Origin of the sequence: Phaeodactylibacter sp., assembly GCF_022763345.1 — a bacterium.
Lineage (GTDB): Bacteria > Bacteroidota > Bacteroidia > Chitinophagales > Saprospiraceae > Phaeodactylibacter.
In genome coordinates this window covers 1-18183 of the sequence record NZ_JALEGS010000064.1, presented here as the reverse complement: position 1 = coordinate 18183, position 18183 = coordinate 1, and the positions used below count along the sequence as shown (strand labels likewise).

At 53.1% G+C, this 18183-nt stretch carries 13 protein-coding genes and 1 tRNA gene; 2 read left to right on the top strand and 12 right to left on the bottom strand.

Annotated features, from left to right (window positions below):
* Positions 1–276: 276 nt before the first annotated feature.
* The 7 genes from MRY86_RS17760 to MRY86_RS17730 form a co-directional block, all read right to left on the bottom strand.
* A tRNA-Ser gene (locus MRY86_RS17760) sits at positions 277–361 on the bottom strand.
* Positions 362–506: 145 nt separating this feature from the next.
* Complete coding sequence (locus MRY86_RS17755; protein ID WP_293571769.1) at positions 507–713, bottom strand: hypothetical protein; 207 nt, start codon at positions 711–713, stop codon at positions 507–509.
* A gap of 153 nt (positions 714–866) precedes the next feature.
* Positions 867–2192: a gluconate:H+ symporter gene (locus MRY86_RS17750; protein WP_293566479.1), complete on the bottom strand. Its 1326-nt coding sequence runs from the start codon at positions 2190–2192 to the stop codon at positions 867–869.
* 43 nt (positions 2193–2235) lie between these two features.
* On the bottom strand, positions 2236–3534 hold the full coding sequence (locus tag MRY86_RS17745) for a hypothetical protein (RefSeq protein ID WP_293566478.1): 1299 nt from the start codon (positions 3532–3534) through the stop codon (positions 2236–2238).
* Positions 3535–3558: 24 nt separating this feature from the next.
* Complete coding sequence (locus MRY86_RS17740; protein WP_293566477.1) at positions 3559–6270, bottom strand: PQQ-dependent sugar dehydrogenase; 2712 nt, start codon at positions 6268–6270, stop codon at positions 3559–3561.
* 10 nt (positions 6271–6280) lie between these two features.
* Complete coding sequence (locus MRY86_RS17735) at positions 6281–9259, bottom strand: CotH kinase family protein (RefSeq protein WP_293566476.1); 2979 nt, start codon at positions 9257–9259, stop codon at positions 6281–6283.
* A gap of 2 nt (positions 9260–9261) precedes the next feature.
* Complete coding sequence (locus MRY86_RS17730) at positions 9262–9951, bottom strand: DUF4956 domain-containing protein (protein ID WP_044222492.1); 690 nt, start codon at positions 9949–9951, stop codon at positions 9262–9264.
* Between the two features lie 190 nt (positions 9952–10141).
* Between MRY86_RS17730 and MRY86_RS17725 the strand changes: the two genes are divergently transcribed.
* Complete coding sequence (locus tag MRY86_RS17725) at positions 10142–10831, top strand: hypothetical protein (protein ID WP_293566475.1); 690 nt, start codon at positions 10142–10144, stop codon at positions 10829–10831.
* Between the two features lie 42 nt (positions 10832–10873).
* On the opposite strand, the gene MRY86_RS17720 is transcribed toward MRY86_RS17725, so the two are convergent.
* The 4 genes from MRY86_RS17720 to pckA all read right to left on the bottom strand — a co-directional run bounded on the left by MRY86_RS17720 (position 10874) and on the right by pckA (position 15158).
* Complete coding sequence (locus tag MRY86_RS17720) at positions 10874–11620, bottom strand: hypothetical protein (RefSeq protein ID WP_293566474.1); 747 nt, start codon at positions 11618–11620, stop codon at positions 10874–10876.
* A gap of 111 nt (positions 11621–11731) precedes the next feature.
* A complete protein-coding gene (gene rluF, locus MRY86_RS17715) occupies positions 11732–12436 on the bottom strand; it encodes a 23S rRNA pseudouridine(2604) synthase RluF (protein ID WP_044222486.1) in 705 nt (234 codons plus the stop codon).
* A gap of 50 nt (positions 12437–12486) precedes the next feature.
* On the bottom strand, positions 12487–13335 hold the full coding sequence (locus MRY86_RS17710) for an Rpn family recombination-promoting nuclease/putative transposase (RefSeq protein ID WP_293566473.1): 849 nt from the start codon (positions 13333–13335) through the stop codon (positions 12487–12489).
* A gap of 212 nt (positions 13336–13547) precedes the next feature.
* Positions 13548–15158: a phosphoenolpyruvate carboxykinase (ATP) gene (gene pckA / locus MRY86_RS17705; protein WP_293566472.1), complete on the bottom strand. Its 1611-nt coding sequence runs from the start codon at positions 15156–15158 to the stop codon at positions 13548–13550.
* 148 nt (positions 15159–15306) lie between these two features.
* Between pckA and MRY86_RS17700 the strand changes: the two genes are divergently transcribed.
* Positions 15307–16809, top strand: coding sequence for an XRE family transcriptional regulator (locus tag MRY86_RS17700; RefSeq protein ID WP_293566471.1), 1503 nt, complete (start codon positions 15307–15309; stop codon positions 16807–16809).
* A 150-nt stretch (positions 16810–16959) separates the two neighbouring features.
* Here MRY86_RS17700 and MRY86_RS17695 read toward each other — a convergent pair whose 3' ends face one another.
* A complete protein-coding gene (locus tag MRY86_RS17695) occupies positions 16960–18042 on the bottom strand; it encodes a Gfo/Idh/MocA family oxidoreductase (protein ID WP_293566470.1) in 1083 nt (360 codons plus the stop codon).
* Positions 18043–18183 lie beyond the last annotated feature (141 nt).

The following is an 18183-nucleotide window of genomic DNA, read 5'->3' as shown; positions in this document are numbered from 1 at the left end:
GTCCGCCGTAGCCCGATGGAGAAAAAACGCTTCAAATACAGAAAGAAAATCCCAGACAAAAAAAAAGCCCGACTTTGCGTGAAGCTACGTCGAGCGGAGGCGGAGGAGGAGGGATTGGCTTCACCCTTCCCTGAAGAGGTGAGAAACAAAAGCTGAGGAAAAAGCACTACGTGCTCCTTTTTTATGCCCTCCTGCCTTAGGGAAGGGCAACCTTCCCACGGCAAAGGGCATAAAAAAAGCCGCCTTTTTCAAGGCGGCTTTTTCATTCAGCTTTTGCGGAGGAGGAGGGATTCGAACCCCCGATGGTGTGACCCATGCCGGTTTTCAAGACCGGTGCATTCAACCGCTCTGCCACTCCTCCGGTTGATTTTTCTTAAGCGATTGCAAAGGTAAATTTATTTTGGAAACTGCACAAGGGCAGAAGCAAAAAAAAGCAGCCCGAAGGCTGCTGCTATACCCAAAACAATCCATTAATCATGTTAAAAAAACTCCCTAAATCTTAGTGTTCAAAGTAATATGTTTTCACTGAGGCGATTTTCGACCTGGTAGAATCCGTACACTAATGTGCCATCCGGCTCTACTATTGGTGTCGTCTGCTCTTTAGTGTCCTCAGTTTCGTAGATGTAGTGTGTTTGGTTAGACCCCTGATGATTGCCTGTGGTAACAAATGCAACCATCAAAATTCCCAGAATCGTTGTTAGTGCATATTTCATTGGGCTAAGCTTTTGATTGTCAGTTACATCTAGCTATATGCCAAAGCTGTGCCAGAAACGAAAAAACACTGATAATCAACGTTTTAAACAAAGTAAAATTCAAAAACTGATCTAACAGGTAGAGGTTATTCCCAAAATGGGAATCTCAGGGGCTTAAAACAAGTAGAATAGCAGGGCGGCTATGCCAAACCCTACCCCTCCCAGTACGGCTGTCAGTACAGTCCAGGAACGGAAGGTTTCTTTTTCGCTAAGCCCAAGGTAGGATTTCACCAGCCAGAAGCCACTGTCATTGACATGGGACAGTACCGTGCCACCAGCCGCAATCGCAATAACTACTGCCCCCAGCTGACCGGCGCTAAACTGTGCGCCATTGCTCAACAGCGGAGCAGTCAGGCTGGCTCCGGTTATCATAGCGACTGTAGCGGAGCCTTGTGCCACCCGGATCAAAGCAGCAGCGAGGAAGGCAAAGACAATCACGGGCAGGCCCGCCGCTGTCATGGAAGCGGCAATCTGCTGGCCTGCACCCGTATCCACCAGCATTTGCTTGAAGACGCCGCCTGCGCCAGTGAGCAAGAGTATGCTGCCAGCAGTGGACATGGAGTCCGTAGTGGCTTTGAGCAACACCTCCGAACTGTAACCGCGCCGCAATCCCAGCAGGTACCAAATCAGAAGGTTGGCCAGTAATAATGCGGTGAAGGGATGCCCCAAGAACTGAACCACCGGCAGCACAGCAGCAGGCAACGGCAATGTACCCGATTGCGCCAGCGTGCTCAGCACAATCAGTACGATAGGCATACCGATAATCAACAGGATCAAACCCACCGGTGGTAAAGTGTCCGGGGTTTTCGCTTCTGAGAAAGCAGGTGGCTCGGGGTCAATGCGGCGGGCAATGCGCTGACCAAACCACAATCCGCTCACCAGCACAGCGGGCAGTCCGGCTATGGCGCCCAGCAAGATGACCCAACCAAGGTCTGCGCCAACGATTTCAGCCACTGCAATGGGACCAGGGGTTGGTGGAATAAAGGCGTGGGTGGCTGCCAGTCCGGCAAGAAGCGGTAGGGCGAACTTCAGCAGGGAGGCTCCGGTACGCTCCCTGAGCGCGTAGAGCACGGGAATCAAAATGATAAACGCCACATCAAAAAATACCGGTATCGCAATCAGGAAGCCCGTGAGCGCCATCGCGGCAGGTGCCCGTTTTACCCCTTGCTTACGGATGAGGTATTGCGCAATTGCCTGTGCGCCACCGGCATTTTCCAATAAAGCTCCAAACATCGCGCCCAGCCCCACTACTGTAGCCACAAAGCCCAGGGTGCCGCCCATGCCGTTCTGCATGGCTTCGATCACAGCAGGGCCTTCCAGCCCACTGCCCAAACCGGCCGCAATGGCAGCAATCAGCAAAGCCAGAAAGGCGGGGATGCGCCATCTCAGAATGAGTAGCAATAGGAGTAAAATGCTGAGTACAGTCGCCAGTACAGGCATAGGGCAATGGTGTTTTTCGTTGTTTCAGTCGTGCAAAAACGCGTCAGTACTTCTTATCAAACTTAAACTGCCACATGTACTCCACTACCTCTTTCCAGCTCCACCATTCATAATGCGGGCCCCGGAAGTGCACAGCGAGCATGTACCCGTAGTATCCCAGCAATAGCCAAAGCACCACCAGGAAAATCTTCAGCGCTAAAACTTTGCTCTCCAGCACCTGCGTGAACAACCAGGCATAGGGAATGGCTAGCAGCACATAAAACTCGACAAACTGCCGGTGCCCAAAAGCCCCTCCAAACCACCAGCACCACCAGCAGGAGGTGATGTACAGCAGGAGCAGCCAAATGAGGAATATGGGGGCAATATTGCAGCGATTTTTCCACATCCCAACCAGGCAGCCGATGATCGCCAGGCCTGCCATAGGGCTGAACAACAGCCAGCCGTTCTTAATGTGGAAGAGGACCATGTCAACCCGGGGCTCCAGCCAGTTGAAGCCTTCCTCCCCGTAGGAATAGATGAGCCAATTGCCGGAGATGTACTTCCAGTACAAAAACTGGGGTACAAAGACCAGGAAGCTTGCTATTGGTGCCAGGAGTAATGCGCCCAGATATTTCCAAAAAAAGAGCAACCGCTCTCTGACATCCGCCCAGGAGCGCAGCCCGAACAACAACAAATAAAGCAACAACAAAATATTCGTGGGCCGGATGAGCACAATCAGTCCCGCCAGCAGCCCCATGCCTCCAAAGATTTTCAAGCCGGGCTGTTCATAAAACCGGGGCGTCAGCCAGACGAAAAGCCCAAACAGGAAGAAGGAGTACACGTGCGACATACCCGGCTCCTGCAGAATGTAGTGGTAAAGGTTGGTGCCCAAGAAGAAACCGGCCACTGTCATCATGACGACTACGGGCTTGAAATATCGGGCCAGTATTTCTTTCAGCAACAGCAGGCCCAGGAAGCCGTAAAAGAGGCCTGCCAGTTGTAAGGCAACGATATAAGGATAACTATATCCATCAGCAGGCATGCTCAACACCTTCGCCCAGAAATGCCCGATCAGAAAAAATGGAAGCTCCAGCATAGCCACCCCGCAGGTATACTTGGTAAAGCGCTTGTTGGTCCCTTCATAGTTGGGAAACTGGGCCTCTGTCCGGACTTGAAAGTCTTCAAAGCCCCCCTGAATCAGCACAGCCGGCAGGTACAAATAGTAGCCTTCTGCGTCTGACCAAATCATACCCCTGATGAAACGCCCGGGGGTATTTGCTGCCCGGTAACCGGCAAACAGCAACAGGATGAGCAGATAATACCGCATCCAGAACCGGCCTATGCTTTTGAGGAAGTTTTTCATAATATTTTGCCTTCAACTGCTGATTTAGCGGAGTAGTATGAGCTGCCCGTAGTGCCGTTGCGCCCCATTAGTCACCCGGTAGAAGTAGGCAACGTTGGGCAATTGCCCGGGCAGGATACGTTCGCTAAAGGACGCTCCACTGTCCGTTTCCCAGGACTTTTCCAGCACCACACGCCCGGTCTCGTCCAGCAATTCCAGACGGACCTGCCCTGCCTGTGCTTCCAGAAGCTCAAGCGTAAAGGCATCCCGCGCCGGATTCGGAAAAACATTTATGGCCAGCGGCTCCGGATAGCCTATGCGCAAAGGATTGGAATAGCGGTAAGCACCGTTTTCCGTTACGGCCTTTATCCGGTAGATGTTGGCACCTCTTCTCGGGCCATCGTCGAAGAACGTATATTTTCCGTTGCCTTTCGCAGCGACCTGGCCTAGCGCGGTAAATTTGTACGCATCCGGGCTGCGCTGCACCTCAAAGTAGGCCAGACTGTCCTCCAATTGGGTATCCCACGTCAGGTTGACGCCGCCTTCCGCAGCTGCTCCTGCCAGTTCATTCCATTCCAGGAACGGGTCGCCGCAGTAAGGGTACACCTGCTGCGTCACCGAGGTCTGAAGCCCTCCGGGGTCTGTAACGGTCAGCTGTATGCGGTACCAGTAAAGCTCTTCCTGACAGCCCAGTGGGCTGATGAGGGCAAAGCTGAGGTGCTCAAAGTCCACAGGGTCGGGATGGAAGTGGTCGTTGTGGTGAAGGAAAGTACGCCATTCGTACATGAGCTCTTCGTCGGCATGCTCGGCATCCGCGACCTCGGCTTCGAGGCGGAGCAGGGTGGTACTCTGATCGAGCGGGTAGCGGTCGCCATCCTGAAAGCTGATGATGTTTACCTGTGGAGGGGTGTTGTTGAGGGCAACCACCGCTTCATCAGTGGCGGAAGCGCCCAGGCTGTCGTAAACGGTCAGCACGGCGGTATAACGCTGCTGTCCTGTGCCGGTGTAGGTGTGCTCCACATTTTGACCTTCAGCCGTTGTGCCGTCGCCAAAATCCCACTCGTACCTGACAATAGGGAGATTAGAATCGTAGGACGCGCTCCCATCAAATTCGACCGTAAGCGGGCCAGGGCCAAAGAATTGCTCCGCCTGAATCTTCGCTACCGGAGGCGGATTACCCCCATAGCTAATCTGATGTACGGTGCCTTCAAGGCTAATGTAATAGAGCTTGCCATCTGCCGGGTTCAGCGCCAGGTGGATAATATCCTTGGCATTGCTGTGGAAGGGCTTGACGCTGTGCAGTTGGTCCGCATCATCAAAATCTGCCACCTTGATCCAGCCACTGAAGTCGACCATAAAGTACTTGCCGTGGTATTCCTCCGGATATTGATCGCCTTCGTAAAATGCGCCTGCCAGAGAGGAGAAGCCATCAAACAGCTCCGTGTCTTCCAGGCTGGATTCCGGTGCATCAACATTCAGGCCCTTGTACCAACCGTTATCATCAAAGCTCGCTACCTGCGCCCGGGTGGGCGGGTTCCAACGGGCATTGCTCCACTGTAGTGTAGGCATCGTCCCTACTGTGTAGCCTTCAATGGGCACGCTATCGTCACAGGGGTTGGAGGGTACGCGGTGGCCATCTTCCCGTGGGTTTACGTAGAGGTCTTTGAAATTGAGAAAGGGCTGATCGCAACCTCCGCTTCCGTAGAGCGGATTGGGGTGCAGCTGATTGGCAGGAGCCTGTTCATTGATATAGGGCCAGTGGCTGCCAAAGCCTTCCATCATGGGCCAGCCGAAATTGAGCCCGCCTTCTGGCGCAATATCTAATTCTTCCCAGGCGCCATTGCCCACGTCGCCTATATATAAGGTGCCGGGATCGCCGTCCTCCGGATAATGGCTTCCGGTATTGGGACGGACCTGAATACGGTAGGGATTGCGGAAACCGTAGGCCCAGATGCGGGATCGGGGTGACCGGGGCGCATCCAGCTGAAAGAAAGGGTTGCTGCTTAGCCCATCGCCGGTTTCGGGATCTATCCGCATGATTTTGCCATTGTAATTGGCCAGGTACTGCGCCCGGTAAGAGCCCAGGTCTTCATCTTCGGTAATAATGCCGGTAGCAATGGCTTCACTCGCCATCGTTCCGTACTCGTCGCCGCCGGTATCGGGGCCACCGTTGCTTGTCCCATCGCCGGCACTAATGAGAAGAGTGCCATCCTGCCCCATCACCAGGTCACCCAGCCCATGAAATTCGTACATCAAGGGGATGCCATCTTCAATCGTTTCGCCCAGCAGGATATGCCGGCTACCTTCCAAAACCCGGAGGTAAGCTGTAGTCGGATCGGCCCGGTAACGCACCACCCGGCCAATCGTTGGCTTCCAGGTTACGGTGCTGTCGGGGCTGTATTCCGGTGTGCCGTAATAATCGTAGTGGTGTAAATCCAGAGCGTAGAGCAGGTAGAAATAGCCGTTGGCCAGGAAATCGTTGTCCAGTGTAAAACCCATCAGCCCGTGGTCTTTCCAGTTGCTGACTTCCTCTGAGATATCGATGAGGGGCTCCGGATAGAGATTGCCCGCAGTGTCCACAACCCGCACCACGCCTTTCTTTTCCCAGACGTACATACGCCCGTTCCCATCGAAAGTCATCCCCATGGGATTGTCCAGCTCCGTGAGGTAAGTGATATCGTAAAAATCTTCGGGCAATTCCTGAGCGCAAAGCCCGCCGGTGATCAGTAACAAGAATGCTAAAAAACGATAAGCCATAGTCTACTTTTTACAAACCCAGTAATGTATTCCCTTCTGCAATATTGGTCAGGCGGTCCACGCCCTCTGCCTGATGGGATTCCACGATAATGGTCGCCGGCCCAAATTCGGGCTTTTTCTGGTAAGCTACAAAACCCTGCCGGCAGTCAATCAGGGAAAGGTCGCGTACCCGCAATACCGATAAGTCTTTGCTCGCTACGCCGATGGGCGCTCCCTTGATGCGTGTACCGAAAACCGTCACATCACTCTCCTCCCCTACGCTAATGCCTTTGTCCCCGTTCCCTTTCAACTGGCAATCGCGGATTGTAACTGTGCTTCCGGAGAAGTCCAGCCCGTCATTGCCGGTGTTTTCGATCCGGCAGGCGACGACCTCGCCTTTGCAAAAGTCAGCATCAAATCCATCTGAGAAGGTCTCCCCGATGTAGCAGCGCTCCAGCTTGAATTCAGACCGGATGATGTTAAGGGCATCCTCACTGCGGTTTTGGAGAATGGCGCTGTTGTGCATCCGGACTTCGGACTCGTAGAAATTTACAGACCCGGTCAGGGACCAGCCTTTGTACTGAGGCGCATCCAGCCCTTCGGCCACCAGATAGGCAACGGAAGAGGGCAGCGGTGCCTCAAAAACAGCCAGCCCTCCCCCATCGCGGTTGGGCGCGCTGATACGAACGGGGGCATCTTCTGTACCCAGGGCTTGCAGCGGGCTGTAGCTCAGCAGGCTGGCGCCATTGTACAACCGGATATCCGCACCGGCCTCCAGAATCAGCTGCCGGCCAGCGGGAACAATCAGTGTCTTACGTATTTCATGCACGCCGGATGGGAAAACCACGGCATCGGCAGTAACCCGATAGGTACTGTTCTCGTCCAGTACAGCTTCCTCCGCCAGCAGCTGTCGCCCGGTGAGATGGCCGGGGGGCATTTGTGCTAAAATAGGCGCTGCAAATAAGCTGTCGATGCCTGGCACTTCGTAGAACAGGTATTCCGCAGCCGACCCTATCGTCACGCTCGTACTGCCCGGAGGCGCCTGCACAGCCATGGCTTTTTGTTCCAGAAAACCAGGATTGCGGAGCGTGCTATCCCTTCGCAGCCGCATATCGTATACCCGGGGCATACGGGCCGGGAGCATCACCGGGTGTTCCAGCCCGCCGCGCATTTGTTTGTCACTACGGCCATACCCACGGATGCGCAGCGGCAGGTGGTGGCGGTTGACGACCTGCAGTTGCTGTTCCGGGCCTTGCTTTTGGAGGGTATAAACAGTCAGGCTGTAAGCACCAAAAGGGAGCAACAGGGAATGTACGTACTGCGCATTGCGGATAAAATCGTCCAGCCGGGGTTGATAACCCGGAAATTCCCGCTGCAGGTATTCCAAACGGGCATACCAGGCAGAGGCCAGGCTGTCCAGAGCTGGCAGCAGGTAACCGCGGCTGCTGTACCGGTGCAGGGCTCCGTGATAGAGCCTTACAAAGTCTTCGTCCATAAACAGGCTGCCAAGAAGCGGGTGGTAAGCCTCCTTGTGCGGATTCAGGGCGCCGCTGCCTAACACTTCGTACTGACTAGCCGGCGGGCCGCCAAAGCCATCAAAACCAATGGGCTCCAGTTTGCCGGTAATGGGGTTGTAGTAAAACCGCTGATTGTGCCAGGCGATACCGTGGTAGCCGTTGAAGACATCGCAGAAGGCCAGATAGTTCGCCATACGCCGTAAATCAAAGACCTCACCTGCTGGTTGCAGCCCGTCACGGTACTGCTCCATGAGTTGGCGGGCGGCCTGTATCTGAGCCGCCATGCCAGGGTTATCTTCAGTGGGCTGATCGTCGAAAGCCTCAATGGGGGCGCTTTCCAATTCGGCAGCCCCGTAGCGGGCATTCGGCTTGACATAGCCGTGCGATTGCAGCTGCCGCCGGATGGTCTTCCAGTAACCATCTTCCGAAAATTTCATGATCGGGCCTTCCCGGCGGCGGCGCGACTCCACAAGTTGTTTCTCAAAATGCTCTTCGTAGGCGTACACGCCCAGGCTTTCGCCATTGAGCTGCAGCTCTACGAAATCGTAGCGGGTGGTGAGCACGTCTTCCTGCTCCCAAAATTCGTGAAGCAGCCACTCGTGCAAAAAGTGGCGGGCGCGGGGCGTGTGGAGAGAAAAGACCCGCATACGGCGCCAGGCTTCCGTGCCTTTGACTTTCACCCGAAAAGACCACTTATCGCCACTGAGATGGTCGAGCCAGTCACCTTTGAGGCGGACTTCAACGGAGACAGGCTCATCGTAGGCGCTGCTGCTGAATTGCGCAGGCACCCAGTCGCCCCCGTCCGTTTCGAGAATACCGGAGCGGAGGGCTTCCTGCCGCTTGGCTTCCAGCTTTTGCATGTGGCGGGGCTTGATTTCCAGCTGTAAGACCTCCGGCACGAAGGCACTATCCGCTGATAAAGGCTCGATGAGCAAATCATCAAACCAGGCCGGTTCCTGCCCGGTACTGTAGACGTAGACTTTGAAGCGCTCACTGGGGGCACCAAATGGCACACTGAAGTGGAGTTCCAGCTTTTCCCACCCCAGGGTGTCTGCTGTGGCCGGTATATTTTCCTGATGGTAGCGTTTTTCCGGGCCTTCCACACTCACTGCCAGGTAGGACTGCTGCTGCCCGGTTTGTTTGCGCCAGACGCTTACCCGGTAGGCAGAGCCAGGCCGGGGCGCCTCCAGCTGATACTCCATGCCATACTGCGGTTCGGATGCCTGGGGCAGGTAGCAACTGTATTTTCCATGGCGGGCGTATTGGGCAGACTGCGTGGTGCCACCTTTGAAAGCTACGCCATCGTGCACAAAGGTTTCACCCCGGACCTTTTCCGCACCACAAAACACCTGTCCATCGGGCAGGGCATCATAGGGCGAGGGCTCCGGCCAGAGGCTGACACTGAGGATGAGCACAAGGGCACCGCCCAGTACGCCGAGGAGCAGGCGGCCGGCATTTTTTCGCTGTTGTTTTTCCTGGTCTTTGATGATCATAGTTACACAATCAGATCTGGCTGGTCGATGACCGAGAGGCGGGTGGCGGGCGAGAGCTCCTGCATGGCTGTTTTTAAACGCGCAATATCTCCCAGCTCCTTTGCGCGGCAGACGAAGGACAAGTCCATGCCCTGTTCAAGGGTGTCCATGCGTTTCAGCTCCACATAGGGCAGGTGCTGTGCCAAAATACCGGCAATGGCCTCCACATCTTCCTGGTCGGTCTGAATATTGACAAACAAACGATTTTCCTGACGAAACACTTGTTGCCGCCCAAGCAGTTTACTAAGGTAGAGAATGCCGAGGATGACCGCAAAAGCCACGATCGCCAGAATAGGCTGATTCGCACCGCCGGCGAGCCCCAGCCCGATGGCGATGAAGAGATAGGTCAGTTCCTCCGGATCCTTAATTGCTGCCCGGTAGCGCACGATTGACAGTGCACCGACCAGGCCCAGGGACAAGGCGATGGAAGATTTGACGATCATGATAATGAGCAGGGTGCCCAGGGCCAGCGGCAGGAAGTTATTGGCAAAACGGCGGCGGTTGGAAATGGCGTTGCCAAAGTGGATATAGAACAGCCGCAGCAAGGCTACGAGGATGGCTGTGACGATGACATTGAGCAGGAATTCGTCCAGCGGTACGTTATTCGAGAATTCCTGTATATATTGTTCCTGTAATTTCTGGATCAGGTCCATACTTCTGTTTTGTCGAATGAAGGAACAAAGATATTGGTTTTTCGGGAAGCGTCAGGCCGGAACAAAAAAAGGTACTCCGGATGGAGTACCTGCATAAACTATAAACAAACAAAAAACATTAGCGATTCATAAAACTGTGAGCCTAACAGGGCAAATAAAAAAGGGTTCAACAAAACACAAAAAAAATTTCATGCCGCAGCAAAAAAACAATTGGCTTAGTCCGTTTCGTATAATCCTGATCGTGGTAGGAATCATTCTGTTGCTCCGTTTTGCGGGCCCGCTACGGTTTATGATCCTGACGCTGACCATCCTGGGCGGTATCGGCTTTTTGGGCTACCTGGTCTATGAGTACATCCGGCAGGAGAATATCAATTTCCGGAGCCGGGGCAGTGTACCGGCTGGTGTACAGGCACGCATGGAGCAGGTGGAGGATCAGTTGTCCCGCAACGAGCGGGAGATCAGGGACATCCGCAAAAATCTGCGGGAATTGCAGCGGGAGCTAAGAGACGAAGAGGCGCTAAACGTTAAAAACCGAACCGATGCCCAATACCTCATCCGGGAATTTGAAGCCGAACTGGAGCTGCGCCGGGCCAAATCTTCTTTCTACAAAACTGTTAAACACAAACTCAACCGCCTGCTGCACAACCACCAGCTATCACAGTCACTGGCCGACAAAGAAGCCGAACTGCGCCGCCTCAAAGAGCACCACTACGATGATCTGGCAGACATGGAAGCCCTGCGGTCCGATATGGAACTGGAAACGCTCTACCTGGACACGATTGACGAACTCTCCCTGAAAGTCCCTGATAACCTCTCCCTGGAGCATGTGCAGGAATTGCAAAAGCAGCTGGAGGAGATGACGCGGGGGCTGGAGCGGTGAGGGTTGCAGACGTCAATGCATAGGTAGAATCAGAAAGCGCTCTTATTCCGAATACACATCCTCAACAGCAAGCACCTCCCCATACCCCCCCTCCAATTCCCCAATACAAGCTTCAAAATAATTAATGCCTACCTTCAGGTGAAAAGCCCGGGCCTCTGCAGTTTGCTGAAAAAGAAAAAGGTCATTCTGCCCATTGGCTGCAAACCCGTCCCGGTCGGTAAGGCATTGGTGAAGCCCATCCGATCTTTTCATGCAAGGGAAGTCCAGATAAGGGCTCATCCGGGAAGCGATATCTTTGGTAAGCTGATCGTGATTCCGTAAGTCCTGTTTTATATAGTTATCCCGGAATGCAAAGGTCGCGGCCAGTTGTTTTCGCAAGGCCAGATCTTTGATCAATGCGATATCCCCGGAGTTCGTCATAATGTGGAAAGTCGTAGGCGGGAAAGCCCGGAATACGCCCCTGGAAAAAACCTGACGGAAATGGTCTAAAGCCCTATTTATGCTGTCATTATGGCCGTATTGGGATAGCCGGATGCAGCTTGCGATTGAAGCAATGTCCTCTTTGCAGTCCAATAGATTATTCCGGTTGGCGAATTGCTCATCCTTCAAATCCTGGTACAGCGCCTGAATGTAGGCCTTCAACTTTGCCTCATTTTTACGCTCCTGATTGTACCGATCAGCCTGTATGGCCAAGAGGACAGACAGCACGATAAGCGCCACTTCGAGCAGGTAAACGCCCCACTTTCCCCGGGCAGCAGCGATTCGGTTGAATATTCGTCGGAATAACATAGGCGGCTAATCATTAGGTGATGTCTAAAATTGCTAAAGGGCGACCGCTTTTCCTAATGGCTCAGCCGGACGGGGATGATTTGTCGACAAATAACAAGTATCCATCACTTTTCACCCCAAATGCCGCCTCAGCTCCTTTAGCTCTTCGTCCGTCAAATACCGCCACTGCCCGGGCTTGAGCCCGCCAAGGTGGACATTCATAATGCGCACCCGCTTGAGGGTCACGACATCGTAGCCCAAGTAGTCGCACATGCGCCGGATTTGCCGGTTGAGGCCCTGCGTGAGCACGATGCGGAAGGCCTGCCGCCCGATTTTTTCTACCTGACACTTTTTGGTCACGGTGCCCAGGATGGGAATGCCCTCGCTCATCCGCCTGACAAAGGAAGCGTTGATGGGCTTATTGACGGTGACGATGTACTCTTTTTCGTGCTCGTTTTGCTCGCGCAGGATTTCGTTGACGATGTCGCCGTCGTTGGTCAGAAAAATCAGCCCGGTGGAAGCCTTGTCGAGGCGGCCGATGTGGAAAATGCGCTCCGGGTAGTTGAGGAAGTCGATGATATTGGACTTATCCTTGCGGTCAGTGGTGCAGGTGATGCCGGGAGGCTTGTGGAGGGCAAGGTAGACCGCTTTGGGTTTAGCTTTGAGGGGCGCACCATCCAGCAGGACCTCATCGCCGGGATTGACGCGGTTGCCTTTACGGGCAGTAGTGCCATTGAGCTGTACCCGCCCGGCCTCAATCATACGGTCTGCTTCCCGCCGGGAACAAATGCCGGTGGAACTGATGAATTTGTTGAGGCTGATGGAAGGGTCTGACATAGATGATATAGCGACTACTTTTATTAACGAAAGCAGGGGCTAATTTAACCTTATAATTTACTTATTTCTTCTTTGCTTAAGCCGGTGTACTTCACGATCTTTTCTATTGGTTCACCATCGTTTTTCATATTTTTCGCAATTTCAATATTCCGTTTATCTAATCCCTCCCGATATCCTTCCTCTCTGGATGTATCAACAACATTTTTCAAATCTCTGTAGTTTTTCAAACTCTCTTCATATGCTTCTCTTTCTTCAGGAGTAAATTTGGCTATTTCGGCAGCTTCAAATAATCGTTCAAATATTTTGTCTTGTAATTTTTTTGGGCGGTCTTGTAATCCAGATAGATGCTTAAATACAAATAGCCATTTGTCAAATTGTGTATCTAACTCTTCTTCCTTTTTCCTGAACTTGGGAAGTTCAATATAAATGAATTTCAATTTGTCATAGAAAACTTCACAGTTCTGATTTTTCAACTCAACAATATGAAGCAATTCATCCTCTAACTTATGGTCATCGAAAATAAAATCTAAAATACCCACTGTATACACTGGTTCTAGCCTATAACTCCACTCCCCTTTTTTTGCTTGTTCCTGGATAGGAAATGATGAATAATAGATACTCCTGTCTTTGAAATAATTTTGTTTTGCTTTTTGGATTTCAACTATAAATCGCTCACCCGATTCTCCTATACAATATAGATCAAAGACGGCTTTTCGATCCAATTCATTCAGCCCCATTTGTTCATTCCTTGAATAGGATAAATCCTTAATCCTGTGTCTCTGTGGAAGAATCTGATTCAGGAAATCTATTAACAGAATTTTATTAGGTTCTGTGCCAAATAGCTTTTTGAATCCAAAATCAGTTAGCGGGTTGACATACTTGTCATCTAAAGCACTCATATTCAAATATTTGCACTCACATGAAACTAGCAATACAAAGATAACCAATTTCGAGTTGTCATTCTACATCAATCCCCTTTTCCTTGCCTATTTGATATACACTGCAATTGCACTTTTTATAGGCGGATAAAAAAAGCCCCGGTCACTGCCGGGGCATAAGTTCAACTTGGTTCAATTTGGTAAAAGTAGTGTAAGGCTGAGGGACAAACTTACTAGCTAGCCAGTACTTTTGGCGCAGCAGCAAGGATTTCATCGCTGGTTTTCGCAGCGAATTTTTCAAAGTTTTTATTGAAACGCTCGGCCAGGTCATTCGCCTTGGCATCGTAGGCATCGGCATCTGCCCAGGTCTGCTTCGGGTCGAGGACCTCATCAGGCACGTTAGGGCAGCTTACCGGCATGCTCAGGCCAAAGATTTCGTGGGTGTGGTAGTCCACGTCGTCTAGTTCGCCGCGCAGGGCTGCCGTGATCATCGCACGGGTGTACTTGAGGCTCATGCGGTGGCCTGTGCCGTGAGCACCGCCCGTCCATCCGGTATTCACCAACCAGACATTGACGTTGTGGGCCTGCATCTTTTCACCCAGCATCTCTGCGTATTCCGCCGGATGCAGGGGCATAAAGGGTGCACCAAAGCAAGCCGAGAACGTCGCCTGTGGCTCCGTAATACCCGCTTCTGTACCGGCGACCTTTGCGGTATAGCCAGACATAAAGTGGTACATAGCCTGGCCAGGCGTCAGTTTGCTGATCGGAGGCAGTACGCCAAATGCATCGCAAGTCAGGAAGAAAATATTGGTCGGGTGCCCGCTGCGCGAAGGCTCAAGGGCATTATCGATGTGGTAAATCGGATAAGAGACCCGGGTATTTTCGGTAATATCGCTGTTCTCAAAGTCCGGCGTGCGGGTGCCAGGGTAGCACTTGATGTTCTCCAGGATGGCCCGGTGCTTGATGGCGTGGTAGATTTCGGGCTCTTTCTCCTCCGACAGGTCAATCGTTTTGGCGTAGCAGCCGCCCTCGAAGTTGAAAATGCCGTTTTCGGACCAGCCGTGCTCATCATCGCCAATCAGGTTACGGTTAGGGTCGGCAGACAAGGTGGTCTTGCCGGTGCCGCTCAGCCCAAAAAAGACAGCGGTGTCGCCCTCCTGCCCTACGTTGGCAGAGCAGTGCATAGACAATACCTCACGGTGCTTGGGCAGGACATAGTTCAGGACAGAGAAAATGCCTTTCTTAATCTCTCCGGTGTACCCCGTACCGCCGATGATGATCTGCTTTTCTGTGAAGTTGATGATGGCAAAATTGTGCTGACGGGTACCGTCCACTTCCGGGTCGGCGTGGAAGCCCGGCGCACAGAGGATGCTCCACTCCGGCTCAAAGTTTTCAAGCTCTGCTCCGGTGGGGCGCAGGAACATATTGTAGGCAAACTGATTGCTCCATGGATATTCGCTTACCAGGCGCAGGTTCATGCGGTAGTCATCATCTGCGCAAACGTAGGCATCGCGTACGAATACATCTTTGTCTGCGAAGTAGTCGATGATTTTGCCTCTGAGCTGCTGAAAGTACCGGTTGTCAATAGGCTTGTTGATGTTGCCCCAATCGACCGTATCCTTTGTTTCTGCGTCCTCCACGATGAAACGGTCCTGAGGAGAGCGGCCGGTGAATTCTCCGGTTTCTACAGCGATAGCGCCCAGATCAGTCAGGAAGCCTTGTCCGCGCCGGATCGTCTCCTGCACGAGCGCCTCCGGGCTTAGATTCCAGTGGGCATTTTTGACCTGCTTGATGCCCAGTGTTTCCAATGTTGCAGCAGGGTTTTTAATCTCAAACTTCTCCATTGTAGGAAGGTTAGTTTTGCTATTCGGGAAAAATTTGCGTTGCCTGTTGGCAGTACAAACTTGAAACGTTGGGGCAAAGAAAGATGTTTTTCGCATTTAGAGAAAATTTCTCTAACAGATTTTTTTTCAAATGCTTAAATTTGCACCTATGTTAAGAGAAATCGACACGGTAAAACTCATTTTCGGGCTCAAGGTGCATCAGTTGCGGCAGGAGCAGGATTTATCCTATCAACAGCTGTCTGACCGCACCGGGCTGGCCATTTCCTACCTGCACAATATTGAGAAAGGCAAAAAGTACCCCAAAGCCGACAAAATCCTGGCCCTCGCCCGTGCCCTGAATACGGAATATAACTACCTCGTTTCTCTGGATGCAGACAAGCGGCTGAAGCCGATTATCGACCTGATCCACTCGGACTTTCTCAAAATTTTCCCCCTTGAGCTCTTTGGTATCAACACCCCTAAGCTGATTGAACTACTTTCGGTGACGCCGGACAAGGTCAACGCCTTCATCAGTACCGTGATCAAGATTGTGCGTAACCACCATCTGCAGGGCGAGGACTTCTACAAGGCCGCCCTTCGCTCCTATCAAGACCTGCACGACAACTACTTTGATGACCTGGAACTGGCCGTTCAAGAGTTCAAATCCAAAAACACGCTGAAGCAACAGCCCGGGTTCGAAACGCCGGAACTGGAGCACCTCCTGCACAAAAACTTCGAGGTCAGGGTAGACCGTGACTTCCTCAGCAGCCGGCCAGACCTGACGGAAGTGCGTTCCTACTATTCTGTAAAAAACAAAGTGCTGTACCTCAATGGCGGGCTGAGTTCTGCTCAGGAAAAGGCCTTATTGGGCAAGGAAATCGGCTTTCAGTTCCTAAAATTGGAGGAACGCCCCTACGAGACCCGCATGATGGAGGTCGACTCCTTCGACAAACTCCTCAACAACTTCAAAGCCTCCTATTTCTCCGTTGCCCTGCTAATGGACGAAAAGGAAATGATCGAGGATATTGAGACGATGGCCCGTTGGCGGACCTGGGACGCAGAAGCCTTCCTGGAGCTGTTTGCCAAGTACGATGTGACTTCTGAGATGCTCATACAGCGCCTGACCAATCTACTGCCCCGGCACTTCAATATTCAGGATTTGTTCTTCCTGCGTTTCTTCGCACGCCCCGACCTGCAGAAGTTTGAAATGACCAAAGAGATGCACCTTTCGCAGCTCCATAACCCCCACGCCAACCAACTGGACGAGCACTACTGCCGCCGCTGGATCAGCATCAACCTCATCCGTCAGCTGAAAGCGCAGCAGGGTATCAGCAATACGGAAGGGCCTATTGCCGGGGCGCAGATTTCGCGTTACTGGGGCACGCCCAATGCCTACCTGTGCATCACCATTGCCAAGCCTGGGCACAACCACGCCGACAACAGCTCAAGCGTCACCATCGGCCTGCTGGTGAATGACAAGCTCAAACGACTGTTCCGCTTTCTGAATGACCCGAAGCTGGTCACCAAAGACGTACACACGACCTGCGAGCGCTGCGGTATTTCGGATTGCGGTGCGCGGGCAGTGCCGCCAACCGTGCTGCAGCATCACCGCAGAAAGGAAAATATCCGTGCTACGCTGGAAGAACTGGAACGGCACCGGGTGGAGGGCTGATGGGTGCTGTCCCGGGGGAGATTAAGGTTGAGGACCTGGCATGGTCTCCCTGGCGGCGACAGTGAACTGTCGCTCCCTGCGGAGGCCCCCGGGTGGTCTCAACCTCAACCTTTTCCTAGTCTCACGCATTGCCACTGCCCCGGCACCATCCTACAAATCCACTACTTCTCCCGTGCGGTCCGCCTCCATAATCGCCTGCACGATACGGATGTCCCGGAGCCCCTCCTCTCCCGGGACTAGTACCGGTGTATCATTCAGAATAGCCAAGGCATCATTGTCCATCTGTCGGGCCTGCTGGTCTTTAATGGGTTGGTCCAGCCGCTTACCATCGCTGGTGACCCCCTGCACGCCACTGTAGGACTGCATAGGCTCCAGCTTGTACCAGCCATCGGCGCAGTCTACCCGCAGGCGGTTTATCGTTTCCACCACACTGGTTTTACCGGAACCTTTGATCCCATTCGGGAATGCCAGCTCAAAGGTGGTGGTCACGTCGACTTCATTGGGGATATTGCGGGAAGCCGAACGCACCTGCACCGGCTCCATGCCCGTGGCGTAGCGCAGTCCGTTGATGGTGTACACGCCCATATCGTAGAGTGCGCCGCCGCCCATATCGGCCTGAAAGCGCCAGCCGCTGCCCTGCCCGGAACCGGCATAACCCGCCAGTGCCTCAGCGGATTGGATAGCACCATAGGGCTTCGTTCGGGCATATTCAATGACCGTCTGCGTATTAGGCTCGTGCTGCATACGGTAGCCGATGCTGAGCTTCACCCCGTTTTGATTACAGGCGTCAATGATCGCCTGGCACTCCTCCACATTCATGGCCATGGGCTTCTCACACCAGACATGCTTGCCGGCGTTGGCTGCGCGGATGGCATACTCGGCATGAAGCCCGGTTGGTACCACGATGTAGATCACATCAATATCAGGGTTATCCGCGATCTCGTGCATGGTATCGTAGGAATAGACATTCTTATCCGGAATGCTGTACCGCTGCTGCCAGGTGGGAATCTTTTCCGGGCTGCCCGTCACGATACCGGCGAGGTAGCAGTGCTCCGTCATTTGGAGGGCAGGCGCGAGTTGTCCGCGGGAGTAGCCGCCAAGCCCGACGAGGGCAACGCCCAGGCGTTTTTTCGCCGTTTGGCAGCCTATGAGTGCGGGGGCAGCCAGCAGGCTACCGGCCGCCATAGCGGACTGCCGGAGGAAGTGGCGGCGGGAAGTTGACCATTTATCCATAAGCTTTTACTTTGGGTAACTGCCTTGGGGGGTGAGTTGTTGCTTCTATACTGACGATTAAGTGGTTTGCCACAGCAAACCTACTCAATGCTTGCCCGTGTCCCGTCGCCTTTGGGCTTTGACCACCTTAAAGGCAGGAGG

Excerpts from the sequence above, each read along its gene's own strand:
- MRY86_RS17755 (WP_293571769.1), bottom strand. The coding sequence starts at position 713 with ATGAAATATGCACTAACAACGATTCTGGGAATTTTGATGGTTGCATTT.
- MRY86_RS17750 (WP_293566479.1), bottom strand. The coding sequence starts at position 2,192 with ATGCCTGTACTGGCGACTGTACTCAGCATTTTACTCCTATTGCTACTC.
- MRY86_RS17745 (WP_293566478.1), bottom strand. The coding sequence starts at position 3,534 with ATGAAAAACTTCCTCAAAAGCATAGGCCGGTTCTGGATGCGGTATTAT.
- MRY86_RS17740 (WP_293566477.1), bottom strand. The coding sequence starts at position 6,270 with ATGGCTTATCGTTTTTTAGCATTCTTGTTACTGATCACCGGCGGGCTT.
- MRY86_RS17735 (WP_293566476.1), bottom strand. The coding sequence starts at position 9,259 with ATGATCATCAAAGACCAGGAAAAACAACAGCGAAAAAATGCCGGCCGC.
- MRY86_RS17730 (WP_044222492.1), bottom strand. The coding sequence starts at position 9,951 with ATGGACCTGATCCAGAAATTACAGGAACAATATATACAGGAATTCTCG.
- MRY86_RS17725 (WP_293566475.1), top strand. The coding sequence starts at position 10,142 with ATGCCGCAGCAAAAAAACAATTGGCTTAGTCCGTTTCGTATAATCCTG.
- MRY86_RS17720 (WP_293566474.1), bottom strand. The coding sequence starts at position 11,620 with ATGTTATTCCGACGAATATTCAACCGAATCGCTGCTGCCCGGGGAAAG.
- rluF (WP_044222486.1), bottom strand. The coding sequence starts at position 12,436 with ATGTCAGACCCTTCCATCAGCCTCAACAAATTCATCAGTTCCACCGGC.
- MRY86_RS17710 (WP_293566473.1), bottom strand. The coding sequence starts at position 13,335 with ATGAGTGCTTTAGATGACAAGTATGTCAACCCGCTAACTGATTTTGGA.
- pckA (WP_293566472.1), bottom strand. The coding sequence starts at position 15,158 with ATGGAGAAGTTTGAGATTAAAAACCCTGCTGCAACATTGGAAACACTG.
- MRY86_RS17700 (WP_293566471.1), top strand. The coding sequence starts at position 15,307 with ATGTTAAGAGAAATCGACACGGTAAAACTCATTTTCGGGCTCAAGGTG.
- MRY86_RS17695 (WP_293566470.1), bottom strand. The coding sequence starts at position 18,042 with ATGGATAAATGGTCAACTTCCCGCCGCCACTTCCTCCGGCAGTCCGCT.